Below are 14,493 nucleotides of genomic sequence, written 5' to 3'. Positions count from 1 at the left end.
ACCCCGGTCCGGCCCGCTCCCCAACGGCGCCGACAGGCTTCCCGTTCCCCTGCCGCGGGGGCGGTGCCTCAGGGCGCGCCCTCACCCGCCCGGGCCAGGGCCAGCACCCCCGCGCAGATCAGGGCGACGCCCAGCAGCTGGGGGAGCAGCCACCAGCTCGACCGCAGGTGTTCCTCGTACAGGACCACGCCCAGCGCGACGCTGATGCTCGCGTCGCCCAGGGTCAGCGCGGGCTGCGAGGCGACCAGCGGCCCGCCCTGCATGGCGTGTTCCAGCAGCAGCAGGGCGCAGATGCCGCTCGCACCGAAGGCGTACGTCTCCCAAGTGGTCAGGAAGGCTCCGAGGCCGCCGTCGTCGAGGACGTGCACCGCGGATTTCATCAGGGCGGCCGTGAGCGCGTAGCAGACGGCCGTGGCTGCGCCGAGGCAGCAGGCCCGCGCACGGCCCGGCGGCCGGCGCAGTCCGGCCACGGCCAGGGCGGCGACGGCGATCGCGCACGCCACCAGGGCCACCACCCAGCGCTCGGGCGGCACGTCCGTACGGTTGCCCGCGGGCGAGGCGGCCACCAGCGTGACCCCGAGCCCGGCCACCACCCCCGCCACGGCCAGCCAGAGCGCCCGGGGCAGCCGCTGCCGCGTCACCAGCGAGGCGATCAGCAGCGCGAGCGGCAGCTCCAGCACGAACAGGGGCTGTACGAGGGCCAGCGCGCCCGTGGCCAGCGCCGCCGCCTGCCCCACCCCCGCCGCGATCACGGCCAGGATGCCGCCGATCCACAGCGGCCGCCGCAGCAGATCGAGGACCAGGCCGAAGCGGAAGCCGTCGCTCTGCGGCACGGTGAGGGCGGCCCGCCGCTGGAGCACGGTGGCGAGCGCGTTGCTGAACGCCGCGAACAGCGCGAAGAGGACCGGCAGGACGACGCCCATGCCCCGATCCTCACGGCGCCGGACGCCCGTCCGCGGTACGACACCGGGCCGGGGTGCTCACGTCCCGGGCATTCCCCCGTCCGGACCTGCCCGGCAGCCTTCAGGCACGCCCCGCCGCCCGGCGCAGGGCCAGTGCCGCGAGGGCCTCCGGGGCGCCGGCCTGGCCCCGGATGCCGGGGAAGGCGTTGATGTCCACGATCAGCGGCGTACCGCCCCCGGTGTCGATGATGTCCACGCCGTAGACGTCCAGCGCGAACACGGCGCCCACCTCGCGCACGAGGTCGGCCCATCCGGAAGGCAGTTCGGCCAGGGGCAGGGGCCGGGTGGGCCCACGGCCACCGGGGGAGAGCTCGGACCGGCGCAGGGCCGAGAAGACCTCGTCCCCGATCGCCCACAGTTTGTGGTCCCAGCCGCTGTTGACCGCGTACTCCTGCACCACGACCGGCTCGTGCGGCCATTCCCGGGCCAGCTCCCGCAGGCGCGCACTGTCGTTCACGCGGGCCACCAGGTCGCCCCGGCGGCTGCGCCGGCTCTTGACCACCACGGGAGCGTCGAGCCGGGTCCCGGCCGCCCAGCCGGAGAGGGAGGCGTGGGTACCGGTCGCGGCGAAGGGCAGCCCGGCCCGCAGGGCGAGATCGGCCATCTCCGTACGGTCCTGGCACAGTGCGGTGGCCGGAGCGGAGTTCACCACGGCCGCTCCCCGTTGCTCCAGGTGCCGGGCGAGCTCCAGTGCGTGCGGTGTCCGCGACTTCAGCAGGTACACGTCGGCCAGGGGCAGCGGCACCTCCCCGGGGGTGACCGGGTCGAGCGCCTCCACCTCGTGATCCGGGGCCAGCAGCGCGGTGGTGTCCGCCAGCAGCGGATGACCGGGCTCGGGGGTGATCAGGCAGATCCTCATGCGCCGTCGCCCCCCACGGCGGAGACCTGCGTCGGGTGCTGAGCCGGGACCTGTGCCTGGACCTGCGCCTGGGCCTGGACCGGGAGCTGTGCCTGGGCCTGAGCCGGGATCGGCAGGGGCAGCGCGTACGGCAGTGCCACGGGCGCCGGCGGCTGCCCCGAACCACCCGCCCGCGCCAGCTCCAGTACCGCCCGGGCCACCCGCGCGGCCGCGTCCGGCACCTGACGGAAGCTCGGGAAGTCGTTCACGTCGACGACCACCGGCCCGTCCGGGCCCAGCAGCACGTCCACGCCGTACAGGTCCAGCCCGTACACCGCCCCCACCTGAGCGGCGATCGCCGCCACCTCGGCCGACAGCGGCACCCGGCGCTCCCGCACCGCGGGGTCCGGGTGCAGCGGTGAACACCGCTCGGTCGCGAACAGCTCCCCGCCGACCGCGTACACCTTGATGTCCGTGCCCGAGTTGGGCACGTACGGCTGGGCGATGAGCAGCCCCTCGCCCGCGAGCACGGGCAGCAGGGCCTCCAGCCGCTCCGGCGAGTGCACCAGGTGCACGGCCCGCCCGGAGCTTCCGTCGGCGGGCTTGACGACGAGCGGGTACTCCGCCGACGGGATCTCCCGGAGCAGCTCGGGGCTCGCCACGGCGTACGTCGGCGGCAGCGGGAGCCCCCGGCCGCGCCCGATGGCGGCGGCGAGCGCCTTGTCCCGTACGCCCCGGATCGACCGGGCGTCGTTGACGGTGGTCGTCCCGGCCGAGGCCGCGGCCTCCAGCAGGGTCAGACCCGGGCCGCCGGAAACCGTCTTGAGGACCCAGGCGTCGTGCGCACCCGCGTCCACCGCCTCGGTCATCCGCAGCAGTGAGCCGCCCGGCCGCACCACGTCCACCCGGTGCCCCCACGCGGTGAGCTGCCGGATCACCTCGTTCGGCATGCCGTCGTGGCGGTAGTGCTCCTCCACCAGGAAGCAGAGCCTCATGGACCTTCCCCATATTCCCCGGACGTCCGCCGATACCGTCCGGCGAGTTGTGACGTCACAGGATGTCATGGACCGCAATGTGATGATCGGTCCGCGTGTGGGGTTCGTGATGCACTTCCATGACGGGCTTCCCGCCTCACACCGCCGGTGCCGCCGCGGGCGCCGGCGTACTCGCCGGGAACGACGGGCTCAACGGTGGCGGCGGTGGAGCTGCAGAGTGGTGAAGACCGCCACGCCCAGGGTGATGTGCATGAGGGACAGGGCCGCGACGGTGCCGCCGTCGGCACCGGACGACAGCGGGCCGGCGACCGACAGCAGCGCCAGTCCGGTGCCCACGTACTGCGCGATCCGCAGGAACACCGGCTTCCACAGGGCCAGCAGGAGGGCGGCGCCCACCCCGGCCACCAGCGGGACCACGGAGGAGCCGATGACGCCCCCGACCGTGATCGGGTGCTCGTCGCTGCCGTCGACGACGACGAGAGAGGCGTCGGCCAGAGTGGCGACGGCGAGGACGATCAGATTGACCACGGTCGCGCCGACCGCGCCCGCGGTCAGCACCTGCCACCAGGTGAGGCCGGACCGGCGGGCGGCGGGGGCGGTGGGAACGGAGCTCGGAACGGCACTGCTCGACATGGGAATTCCTCCAGCGGACGGGGCTTCGCGCCGCCCTTCGGCGGCCGCATGCAAAAGCCTCCGACCTGAACCTCACTTGAGGTCAAGCGCCTCGTCCCGGCAGTCTTCGGAGGGCCGGGGGAAGGCGCCGTAAATCCGGGTGAATGATCGGACAACCGGCTGCTACGTTGATCGTGTGCCGAAGCTGAATCAGATCATCGCAGTGGAAAAGGGCGTCAAGTCCAAGTCCCTCCAGGAGCTCACCCAGGCTCACCACGACGTCCAGAAGCCCGCCCTGCTGGCCGGCATCTCCCGGACCTACCAGCCCAAGGACGAGGAGGGCGAGCAGTTGCCGCCCGAGTCCACCCGGGTGCAGGTCAAGGCCGAGGACGTGCTGCGCGCGACGGCCGGGACCCTGACGCGGCTGTTCGACGTGACGGCGACCAAGGACTGGGCCAACCGCAGCGCGGCCGCCGATGTCGTCGTGGACGGAACGGTCCTGCTGGCGCAGGTCCCCGTGCCGTACCTGCTCTTCCTGGAGAAGCAGCTCACGGACCTCCACACCTTCGTGCGGAAGCTGCCGGTGCTGGACGCCTCCGAGTCCTGGAACCTGGACCCGTCCACGGACTCCTGGAAGACGGACGCGGTGCGCACCATCCGTACCAAGAAGGTGCCGCGCAACCACGTGAAGGCCGAGGCCACCGAGAAGCACCCGGCGCAGGTCGAGGTGTACTACGAGGACGTGGCGGTCGGCTACTGGACGACCGTGAAGTTCTCCGGCGCACTGCCGGCCCGACGGGTCAACGAGCTGCTCGACCGCGTGGAGAAGCTCCAGCAGGCCGTCAAGTTCGCCCGCGAGGAGGCCAACAGCGCCGAGGTCACCGACCAGCGGGTCGGGGACGCGGTGTTCGGCTACCTGTTCAGGTAGCCCCGAAGACTCCCCCTGTATGTCTGCAGGGGGTGCGCGAGAGCGCAAGCTGAAACTGATGTTGAAGCTGAACTCGGGGTGTCAGTTGGGGGTTCGAATCCCTCCCCCGGCATTACGTGCCGGGGTGGCCCAAGCCGGTAGAGGCGGCCCCATGAATCTCAGATTCTCGCTCCAGTCTCAGTATTCGCCGCCGAACACCGGATCGACCGAGCGTGGACGGTCATCGACGGATGGGGGTTCAAGTCCCCTCTGCGCCTCTCCTCATGGCGCGGTAGTTCAAAGGCAGAACACGTCGATCTAAGAATGATCCGCGACTCTTAAACGTGCCGGTGTGCGCAATTGGGTGGCAAGCAGGAGCCCGGGAGCTGGGTGTGCTCCCGGGCTCCGTCACGTTCCGGGTCAGACCGGCACCGGTACCGACACGAACGTCTTGCCCGACTCGTTCTCGACCAGAATCGCCCTCACGTCCGCCGGGTCCACGGCCGCCGATCCGTCCAGCGCCGCACCCTTGCCCTCACCGTTGCCCTGGCTGCCCGTGACCCAGCTGCCGGCGGTGGTGCGCGTCCCGTTCTTCGAGACCACGATCAGCCGGCACCGCTCACCCGGCGCCACTCCCGTGACCGCCGCGCGCACCCGCACCCACTTCGTGGCGGGCGTCATCTGTACGGTCATCCGCGCCCCCGTGACCTGATCGGTCGCGGAGAGCACCTTGGTCCCGGCGGGCGGCGGCGAGGGGTCCGCCGTGGCCGTCGGGGACGGCGGGACAGGAAGCGCGACGGCCCCGGAATCGCCCGTACCCAGCTGTGTGCCCGCCCAGAACACCGCGGCGAGCGAGGCCGCCACGGCCAGGCCCGTGAAACCCGCGCGTCGGCGCCGGTCACCGGACCGCTCGCCCCGCATCTGCCGCAGGGTGCGCTGGAGCAGCAGGTCACCGCCCTGCGGCGGTCCGTCGAGGAACGCCTCGTCGGGCACCTCGCCCAGTGCTGCCTCCATCTCGCGCAACGCGGCCACCTCCTCCCGGCATTCCATGCATCCGATCGTGTGTTCCTCGACCCGGCGGACCTCCTCGACGTCGAGGACGCCGAGAACGTACGGGCCGAGCAGTTCCTCCTCGTGCCGCTGCCGGTTCATGCCACCACCTCACGCAGTCCGGCGGGCTGCTGGGGCGGCCTGCCCGATCGTTTTCCTTCTCTGGGACCGCTGTCCCTGAATCCGTCGCTCTTGAAGACGTCGCGCAGCGCCTTGAGGGCGTAGTGCGAACGCGATTTGACCGTACCCGCCGGGATGCCGAGGCTGTCGGCCGCCTCCGCGACGCTGAGCTGCCGGTAGTACAACTCCTTCAGGACGTCCCGGTGTTCCGGCGACAGCTGATCGAGGGCCCCCAGGACCGTCATGCTGTCGACCACGGAGTCGGCGTGGTCCGCCTCCACCGGGGGAGCGGACGAGGCCCCGGAGACCTCCGGCGGCCGGGCGGCCCTGGCCCGGTAGCGGTCCGTGATGATGTTGCGGGCGACCGTGAGCAGCCAGCCGCGCACCGAGCCCTTTCCGTTGACCAGCACCTCGGAGTGCCGCCAGGCCCGTATGAGGGTCTCCTGGACGACGTCCTCGGCGGCGGCCCGGTCTCCGGTCAGCCGGGTGGCGTACGCAAGCAGGGCGTGACCGTGCTCCTCGTACACCGACTTGATCAGTGCTTCATCGGTCGAGCCCCGCCGAGTGCGGGGCCACAGTGGTCCGGCCATCTCACCCTCTCCGTCTTCCTCGCATATGTGGTGCGGTCGGAACACGCCACCGGGACGGATTCGGTTCATGTGACCTACCTCACTCGGTGGGTCACTCGGTCCGGCGTCCGGGTCCGGCGCGCGAGTCCGTCACTCGGATCCGGTGCTCAGGCCCGGTGCTCAGGCCCGGCAGTTCCGGTTCTTGTTGAGGCATTCGACGACTCCGGCCATCTGCCGCTCGGTCATCGCGTTCACGAACATCGCGTGATCCGTCTTCGGGCTGTGCCGCTGTTCGGGGAAGGAGTCGAGCGCCACGTTCAGCCCCGGGGGGATCTCGTACGCGAGGGAGACGCGCAGTTCGGGCACGGGGAAGGTGTCGTTCGGGCAGACGCCGTTCGCGGCCGGGAAGCGCAGGTGCGAACGGTGCGTGGTGGCGCCGGCGGTGTCGATTCCGTTCCAGCAGCTCGGGAACACCAGGGTGCGGGTGACGCGCTCGCCCGCGGGGCAGCGCGGGTAGCGCGTGGTGGAGCGGTCCGGGGAGCCCGAACACCCCCAGCGGGCCCGGACGTCCGCCTCGCTGTCCGCCGTGAAGGCGACGGCGTCGCCGGTGATGCCGCGCAGGAAGCGCGGCATGGGGACCACCTTGCTCACGGGATTGCCGCGGAACTCCACAAGGACGGAGGCCTCCGGCACGATCTCACCGACGTTCCCGTGCCCCGCCGCACCCTCGTGCGCGTGCGTGCCCGCGCGGTCGGGGCGGCGCAGGACGGGCCAGTAGTACGTGGACCGGTCGCCGCCCGTACAGCTCGTGGCGGCCGCGGCCAGCGATGCGTCGGTCGACATCGCGTTCGTGGAGAGGTTCCCGACGTAGGCGTGGGTGTGATGGGCGCCGCCCGTCAGGCCGGGTGAGACCACCAGGTTGTCCTCGTTGTAGTGCCCCTGCTCGTTGCGGCCGCAATTGACGACCATTGAGCCGGCCGACCCCTCGGGCCCCGGGGCGGGAGCGGCTGCCGGGACGCGCGGGACGTCACGTATGTCGACGTAGTCGGACGCCACCGGCCCCCCGGCCGCAGCCCCGGCATCCGGCCCGGTCGCCTGCGACACTCCCAGGACCGCTGCTGTCAGCCCACCGCCCAGGACCAGGCAGATGACGAGTATGAGCAGTCGGTGTTCGTTCCACATGGCGGTCACGGTTGCCGCTGACGCCCCCGTCGTCAACTGGCGATCCGTATGACGGTCGCCGCGCCGCGGTTCGTGTGTTCCGGTGGAGGGTGGTCGGCCGGCGAGGATCCTCGCGGCGTCCTGGGCCGGTCCGGCGGGCCGGTGCGAACCCTCAGTTCCGCGCGGCCGCCCGGAGGACCGGGGCGATGACGGCAGCGGCCTGCTCCGGGTGCGCCTCGAACCACGCGCCGAGGTGTTCCCGGACGGCTTGGGCGACGCAGGCACGCACCATGTCTCCGCCCGGTTCGTGGCGTGCGAAATCGACGAAGTCGGGATCGTCGAGTTTGACCGACACGACCGCCGTCAGCCCCACGCCGATGCGGTCGGCGGCCGTCTGCAGCCCGCGCGTCCGCGCGTCCGCGTCGATCGCCGCCACCACCCCCTCGCGCAGGCCCGCCTCATGGGTGCCCGTGCCCGTGTGCGTGGCCAGGCTGTTGGTGAAGCCCCGGACGTCCTCCTCGCGCGAGTCGCACCACTGCAGGGCGACCTCCATGGTCCCCGCCATCCGCGGGTCGTCCCGCTCGAAGCCGAGGACGTCCGACCGAACGGACGCTTTGGACCGCACGCCGAGGGCGGCGACGAAGTCCCGCACCCCTCCCGGGAATCGAAACCGGACCACCCGGGGCCCGCCCGGATCGCGCTCGTCGGTCAGGGTGATGTCCAGGCCGCGGTTGAGGAAGGCCAGTGTCCTGAAGCACTCCGCGAGCACGTCGAACTCGCACTGAGCGGGCCCGAAGACGGTGTCGTCGGGCCGGAAGGCGATGGTGGTCCCGGTCCCGATCGCCGGCCCTGCGGCGCCGGGTCGGGCGAGGGCAACGCCGCGCTCGTACTCCTGCATCCAGTGGACCCCCTCGCGCCGCACCTCGGCCGTCAAGCGGCTCGAGAGGGCGTTGGCGACGCAGGGCCCGATGCCGAAGAGGCCCATGGCAACGGCCCGGCGGCCGCCGGGCTCCCGCCCAGCGTGCGGTCGGGTCAACAGGGCTTCGAGACCGGGACCGTCAGTGCCCCCGGCCTCCTCGAAGGGGATGCCCGGCCCGTCATCGGCGACCCGCACGCCCCCGTCGGCCGTGAGGGTGACGCCGGCTCCGGTCCGAGCGAGTGACCGGGCCCGGACCCCTGCACCCCCGGCCTCCCGCCCCCCCGCCAAGGGGCCGAGGTTGTCCGTGGGGCTTCTTGTCCGGCCCGGCGGCAACCGCGCACAGTGGGCCGCATGACACCAGCCCTGACACCCGCCGAGCTCCTGCACGCATTCGCCCGCACCCGCGCCTCGCTCGACGGGGCCGAGGTCACCTACTGGTGGACCGGGGACGTCCACTCCTGGGCCCCCGGCGAGCCCTACCGGCGCCTCTTCGGCTTCGAGGGGCTCAACGTCGCGCGCCTCGTGGCGGACGAGGAGCTCGGCGGCTACCAGCTCCTGTCCAGGGAGGCCGCCTTCTACCTCGACCCCGCGACCCGGGAGATCCTGGAGACCTGGCAGGACAAGCCGGTGGTCCACGTCTGGAACGATCCGGCCAACCAGAAATGGCGGCCGTTCCCGGTCCCCGTGACGGAACTGGGCGACCAGATCTGCTTCAGCCTGGAGATCCCGCTGGCCTACCCCTCGCCCCTGCCGGTCGAGGAGTACCCCGCCCAGTCGGCCGACGACAGCTACCGGGCGCTCGAGCTCTTCCAGTTCTTCGCCCCCGCGAGCGCCCTGACCACCGACGCGGTGAGCGTCCCCGCCACGATGTCCTGGACCCGGATGTCCCCGTGGCTGCCCTGGATGGAACAGGGACAGCGTCCCGGCGGCCTCACCTTCCACTGCCGCGGCCGCAAGCTGGACGCGTACGCGCAGGTTCCGGAGCGCACCCGCGCCCACATCGCGCAGCACCACCCCGAATTCGCCCAGGCGCCGGAGAAGTGGAGCGAGCCGAACGAGACCAGCTGGACGTACTTCCGCAAGCTGTTCCCGCCCGTGTAGGAGCCGCCCCTCCCGCCCGGCCCCCGCCCGCCCCTCCGCCAGGCCCGGCTCCGACGCCAGGACCCGCGCGGCCCGCCCCGCGCAGCCCCGCCCCGCACTCGCGCGGAGCGGCGAAACACCTGGTCACCAGCCCCGCCAAGGGACCCCAGAGGGGAGCCGCAGGGGGCGGACAAGGGTTTTCCCCGTATCGGGTTCACCCCCGCGTTGCCTACTGTCTGCCCACCGGCGATCTTCCCCTGACTCTACGGCCCACACGCCAACCCCACATGGCGTGAGGACCGCACCGTCGGGGGAAGAGCCGGGACTGCCGTTGCCCTGCCCCGCCGTTGCGGCTCGGCAACGTGGCGCGCGGCGGCCGGGGCGAGTTCGACCACCTCGCTCCCGGCCCCGCGGCCGCCGGAACCTCCCACACTGCACCGACCGGCCGCTCCGGCCTGCCCGGAACGGCCCGCGAAAGGGAACTCGTGCACGCAACCAGACGTAGGCTCATATCCGTGGTGGCCATGTCCGTCACCCTGCTCGCCGGCTCCGCGACCGCCTCCGTGGCCCTGGCCACCGAGACTCCTGCCGCGGCCCCCGCCGCCACGGTCGCCCCCACCGCGCCGGTCGCGAACCTCATCGTCGGGTACAAGTCCTCGGCCACCGAGGCCAGCTCGAACACGGCGGCTGCCGACGACGCCACCGCCAAGGGCAAGAAGGCCGGCAAGAAGGCGAAGTTCGACCGTCGCCTCGGCACCGGCGCCGCCCTGGTCAACCTGGGCGGGACCGTCGCCCCGGCCGAGGCCGCCGACGTAATGGCCCAGTTCCGTGCCGACCCGGACGTCGCCTACGTCGAGCCGGACACCCGCGCCTACGCGATGGCCGTCACGCCGAACGACACCGAGTACGCCAAGCAGTGGGACCTCTTCGAGCCCACCGCCGGCATGAACGTCCCCGCCGCCTGGGACAAGACCACGGGCTCCGGCGTCACCGTCGCCGTGATCGACACCGGCTACGTCGCCCACTCGGACGTCGCCCCGAACATCGTCTCCGGCTACGACTTCATCTCGACGTCCTCCGAGGCCCGCGACGGCAACGGCCGTGACAGCAACCCCGCCGACGAGGGCGACTGGAACGCCACCGACGGCGAGTGCGGTGTCGGCTCCAAGGCCAGCACCTCCTCCTGGCACGGCACCCACGTCGCGGGCACCATCGCCGCGGCCACGAACAACTCCAAGGGCATCGCGGGCATCGCCTACGGCGCGAAGATCCAGCCCGTCCGCGTGCTCGGCAAGTGCGGCGGCTCGACCTCGGACATCGTCGACGCCATCACCTGGGCCTCCGGCGGCTCCGTCGCGGGCGTGCCGGCCAACGCCACCCCGGCCAAGGTCATCAACATGAGTCTCGGCGGTCCGGGTGCCTGCGGCACCAGCTACCAGAACGCCATCAACGCGGCCGTGGCCCGCGGTACGACCGTCGTCGTCGCCGCCGGCAACAGCAACGCCAACGCGTCCGGCTACTCGCCCGCCAGCTGCAACAACGTGATCAACGTGGCGTCGACCAACCGCGCCGGCGAGCGTTCGTACTACTCGAACTTCGGCACGGTCATCGACATCGCCGCCCCGGGCGGTGAGACCCGCCGCGCCACCGACACGCCCGGCACCGTCACCACCCCCGAGAACGCGATCCTCTCGACCCTGAACGCCGGCACCACCACCCCCGGCGCCGAGAGCTACAAGCCCTACCAGGGCACCAGCATGGCCGCCCCGCACGTCGCGGGCCTCGCCGCCCTGCTGAAGTCTGCGAAGACCTCGCTGACCCCGGCCCAGATCGAGACGGCGATCAAGACCAACGCCCGCCCGCTGCCCGGTGCCTGCTCCGGTGGCTGCGGCGCCGGTCTCGCCGACGCGGCCGCGACCGTCGCCGCGGTGACCTCGACGACCCCGCCGACCTCGGGCCTCGAGAACACCATGGACTTCTCCATCACCGACAACGGCACCGTGGAGAGCCCGATCACCGTCACCGGTGTCACCGGCAACGCCCCGGCCACCCTCAAGGTGGGCGTGAACATCGTTCACTCCTACATCGGTGACCTCAAGGTCGACCTGATCGCCCCCGACGGCACCGCGTACACGCTCCACAACCGCTCGGGCGGCAGCACCGACAACATCAACCAGGTCTACACCGTCAACGCCTCCTCCGAGGTCGCGAACGGCACCTGGAAGCTGCGCGTCAACGACAACGCCGGCGGCGACACCGGCAAGATCGACTCCTGGAACCTGACCTTCTGATCAGGAGCCAAATCGGCCTGACGGCCAGATAGTACGGACCAAGGTGAGCCCGCGGACCTGCTGATACACCTCGTATCGGCAGGTCCGACGGGTTTTCCCGGGACGTGACTGATTTCTGCGTCACAATCCGTGTCCGCCCGCCACTCGACCTCGTATTGTCGCCTCTCACAGGAAGGGCACAGGAGCTGGGGATCGAGAGGCTGGTGGCTGTGCGTGGTGGCGGCGACGGGGCACGCTGACACAAGTGTCGGACACGGAGAACTGATCAAGGCGGTCGACCGCGCGCTGACCACGCACGGCCGGGCGCTCCTGACCGGACCGGCCGGCGCGGGCAAGACCGAGGTGGTGCGCGCCGTCGCGGCCGCGGCCGAATCGCGCCGCGAGACCGTGCTGTGCCTCGCTCCCGAGGCGGCCGACCAATGGATACCCGAGGCGTCCGCCGCCGCCCTCCTCGCCTCCGTGCCCTGCGGCGCCCTGGAACAGCTCTCGGGCCCCCAGCGCACCGCCATCGCCCTCCTGCGCCGCGAGGCCGACGCCCCCCGGGCCGGCCGCGACCACATAGCCCTGCGCCTCGCCGTCGTCGAGGTGCTGCGGACCCTCGCCGCCCGCCGGCCCGTCCTGCTCGTCCTCGACAACGCCCAGTGGCTCGACGCCGAGAGCACCGACCTGCTCCGCTTCGCGCTGCGCCTGACACCACCCGGCGTACGGGTCCTGGTCGCCGAATGCGTCCAGGGCGGGGCCCCGGTCGGCGAACCCCTCTGCGGCCCCGGCGTCCCCGCCATCCGCGTCCCCCCGCTGGGCGCCGACGAAGTCGCCGAACTCCTCGCCGGCCACGGCCTCCCGGCCCGCCTCGCCGGCCGCATCCACCAGGCCAGCGGCGGCAACCCGCGCCTCGCCCTCGCCCTCGGCCACTCCCTCGCCGAGGCCGCCGAGGCCCGCGACTGCAGCGCGCACCACGCCGACACCCTGCCCGTCTCCGGACAGGCCCGTGAGGTGGCCCGCAGGCTCCTCGCCGCCGCCCCCGCACAGGCCCGCCGCACCCTGCTGCTCGCCGCCCTCGCCACCCGCCCCACCATCCCCCTGCTGCGCCGGGCCGGCCGCCCCGACGCCGAGGCCGAGCTGGCCGAGGCGGAACGGGCCGCGCTGGTCAGGGTGGGGGAGGACGGCACCGTGGAGTTCACCGCCGGCGCCCTGCCCACCGCCCTCGCTGCCGACGCCGGCTGGCCGGAACGCGCAGCCGGGCACGCGGCCCTGGCCGATGCCGTCGACGACCCCGTCCAGGCCGTACGCCACCGTGCGCTGGCCGTGGACACCCCCGACCAGTGGCTTGCCGCGGAGATCACCGAGGCCGCCGCGGCCTGCCGCCGCCGGGGCCAGCGCGCCCTCGCCGCCGAACTGGGCCTGCTCGCCGCCGAACGGACGCCGTCCGCGCTGGCCGGCGAGGAGCTGGCCCGCCTGGTGACGGCCGCCGAGGACGCGGGCTGGGCCGGCCGGGCCGACCTCGCCCGTCGCGCCACCCGCGCCGTCCTGGCCCGCGACGCCTCGCCCGCCGACCGGGTACGGGCCCGCCTCGCCGTCATCGACGCCGCCGGGCAGGCCCTGGGCGCCCTCGACGAGACCTTCGCCCACGCCATGGACGAGGCCGCCGGGGACCCCTCGCTGCAGGCCGCCGTCCAGCTGCGGATCGCCTGGAAGAACAATCTCAGCGACGGCGACCCCGTCCGCTCCCGCGACGCCGCCGCCCGTGCCGGGGCGCTCGCCGCGCTCGGCGGCGACCAGGTCGCCGAAGCCATGGCGCTGACGGTACGGGCCCGCATGGGCCGCATCCTGGGTGACCCGGGCGCCGAGGCGATCCTCGCCGAGGCGCTCGCCCTGCCCGCCCCCGAGGTACCCCTCGGCATGCGCAACGCACCCCAGTACCTCGCGGTCCGGCACGCCCTCTTCGACGACGGCCTCGACGACGCCCGCCGCCAGCTGATGGTCCTGCTGCCCGCCGTCCAGCGCACGGGATCCGCCGAGGACGTCTTCGAGGTCCTGCGCAGCCTCACCGAGGTCGAGTTGCGCAGCGGCCGCTGCGAGGCCGCCTCGGCCCACGCCCGCCGGGCCCTGGACCTCACGATCGACGCGGGCCTCTCGCCCGGACCCGCCTGGTACGTCGCCGCGATGGCCGAGGCCATGGGCGGCAGCTTCGCCCGGGCCGAGGGCTATGCCCGGCGAGGCATCCAGGCCTCGCAGGAGGAGCAGGACCAGGTCTTCCTCTCCCGCAGCCTGCACGCGCTCGGCCTCGTCGAACTCGCCACGGGAGAAGCGGCGAAGGCCGTCGCCACCCTGCGCCGGGTCGCCGAACTGGAGGCCGCCCAGCAGGTGGTCGACCCCTCGATCCTGCGCTGGCACGGTGAACTCGCCGAGGCCCTGATCGCCGCGGACGCACCCGACGAAGCCGCCCGGCTGCTGTCCTCCGTACGCACGGTCGCCGTCGGCCTCGGCCGGACCGGTGTCGTCGCCGCCCTCGACCGGGCCCGGGGACTGTGCCTGTCCGCCCAGGGCGACGCCGACGCGGCCGTGCACCTGCTGGAGGCCACCGCGCAGCGCTTCGACACGCTCCAGCTGCCGCTGGAACGCGGCCGTACGCTCCTCGCCCTCGCCCGGGTCGAGCGCCGCAGGCGGCGGCGGGCGCCGGCCCGCGCGGCACTGGCCGCCGCGGCCGAGGTGTTCGACCGGGCCGGGGCCGTCCCCTGGACGGAGCTCGCCAGGGAACCGGCTCCGGGGGAGGGCGTCGGTGCGCAGGTGCCCGCGGCCGCGATCCTGACCGAGGCCGAGACCCGGCTCGCGCTGCTGGTCAGCGAGGGTGCCAGCAACCAGGAGGCCGCGGCGAAGCTGTTCCTCAGCGTCAAGACCGTGGAGGCACGGCTGACCCGTATCTACCAGAAGCTCGACGTCCGCTCACGGGCCCAGCTGGCCACCGCGCTGCGCACGCGGTGACCGGGCC

The 14,493-nt window shown here is 73.0% G+C and carries 12 protein-coding genes; 4 read left to right on the top strand and 8 right to left on the bottom strand.

What is annotated here, in order from left to right; translation table 11 throughout:
- Positions 1–68: 68 nt before the first annotated feature.
- From OG753_RS05985 to OG753_RS05970, 4 genes are all read right to left on the bottom strand, one after another.
- Positions 69–923, bottom strand: a complete 855-nt coding sequence (locus OG753_RS05985; protein WP_327260739.1) for a DMT family transporter — start codon at positions 921–923, stop codon at positions 69–71.
- 100 nt (positions 924–1,023) lie between these two features.
- On the bottom strand, positions 1,024–1,821 hold the full coding sequence (locus OG753_RS05980; protein WP_327260738.1) for an alpha-L-glutamate ligase: 798 nt from the start codon (positions 1,819–1,821) through the stop codon (positions 1,024–1,026).
- Complete coding sequence (locus OG753_RS05975; RefSeq protein WP_327260737.1) at positions 1,818–2,795, bottom strand: hypothetical protein; 978 nt, start codon at positions 2,793–2,795, stop codon at positions 1,818–1,820. Before OG753_RS05975 ends, OG753_RS05980 begins: the two co-directional genes overlap by 4 nt.
- Before the next feature lie 189 nt (positions 2,796–2,984).
- Complete coding sequence (locus tag OG753_RS05970; RefSeq protein WP_405787451.1) at positions 2,985–3,428, bottom strand: DUF6069 family protein; 444 nt, start codon at positions 3,426–3,428, stop codon at positions 2,985–2,987.
- 175 nt (positions 3,429–3,603) lie between these two features.
- On the opposite strand from OG753_RS05970, the gene OG753_RS05965 reads away from it, so the two are divergent.
- Positions 3,604–4,335 carry a hypothetical protein gene (locus tag OG753_RS05965; protein WP_327260735.1) on the top strand — a complete coding sequence of 244 codons (732 nt, stop codon included), beginning with the start codon at positions 3,604–3,606 and terminating at the stop codon, positions 4,333–4,335.
- A gap of 399 nt (positions 4,336–4,734) precedes the next feature.
- Here the strand turns inward: OG753_RS05965 and OG753_RS05960 are convergent, their stop codons facing one another.
- The 4 genes from OG753_RS05960 to OG753_RS05945 all read right to left on the bottom strand — a co-directional run bounded on the left by OG753_RS05960 (position 4,735) and on the right by OG753_RS05945 (position 8,328).
- Entirely contained in the window at positions 4,735–5,466 is a 732-nt protein-coding gene (locus OG753_RS05960; RefSeq protein ID WP_405787450.1) for a zf-HC2 domain-containing protein, read from the bottom strand.
- Positions 5,463–6,074, bottom strand: coding sequence for a sigma-70 family RNA polymerase sigma factor (locus OG753_RS05955; RefSeq protein WP_327260733.1), 612 nt, complete (start codon positions 6,072–6,074; stop codon positions 5,463–5,465). Before OG753_RS05955 ends, OG753_RS05960 begins: the two co-directional genes overlap by 4 nt.
- A 159-nt stretch (positions 6,075–6,233) precedes the next feature.
- Positions 6,234–7,235: a DUF1996 domain-containing protein gene (locus OG753_RS05950; RefSeq protein ID WP_405787449.1), complete on the bottom strand. Its 1,002-nt coding sequence runs from the start codon at positions 7,233–7,235 to the stop codon at positions 6,234–6,236.
- A 151-nt stretch (positions 7,236–7,386) separates the two neighbouring features.
- On the bottom strand, positions 7,387–8,328 hold the full coding sequence (locus OG753_RS05945) for a DNA gyrase subunit B (RefSeq protein WP_405787448.1): 942 nt from the start codon (positions 8,326–8,328) through the stop codon (positions 7,387–7,389).
- Positions 8,329–8,484: 156 nt separating this feature from the next.
- On the opposite strand from OG753_RS05945, the gene OG753_RS05940 reads away from it, so the two are divergent.
- The 3 genes from OG753_RS05940 (at position 8,485) to OG753_RS05930 (ending at position 14,486) form a co-directional block, all read left to right on the top strand.
- The gene (locus OG753_RS05940; protein ID WP_327260730.1) at positions 8,485–9,234 is read left to right on the top strand and encodes a DUF1838 family protein; all 750 of its coding nucleotides are present in this window, start codon (positions 8,485–8,487) and stop codon (positions 9,232–9,234) included.
- 503 nt (positions 9,235–9,737) lie between these two features.
- Positions 9,738–11,504, top strand: a complete 1,767-nt coding sequence (locus OG753_RS05935; RefSeq protein ID WP_327266650.1) for a S8 family serine peptidase — start codon at positions 9,738–9,740, stop codon at positions 11,502–11,504.
- Positions 11,505–11,717: 213 nt separating this feature from the next.
- The gene (locus OG753_RS05930) at positions 11,718–14,486 is read left to right on the top strand and encodes a LuxR family transcriptional regulator (RefSeq protein ID WP_327260729.1); all 2,769 of its coding nucleotides are present in this window, start codon (positions 11,718–11,720) and stop codon (positions 14,484–14,486) included.
- Positions 14,487–14,493: the final 7 nt, after the last annotated feature.

It is taken from the genome of Streptomyces sp. NBC_00029, assembly GCF_045160505.1.
GTDB lineage: Bacteria > Actinomycetota > Actinomycetes > Streptomycetales > Streptomycetaceae > Streptomyces.
This window is presented reverse-complemented; position numbering and strand designations above follow the sequence as displayed.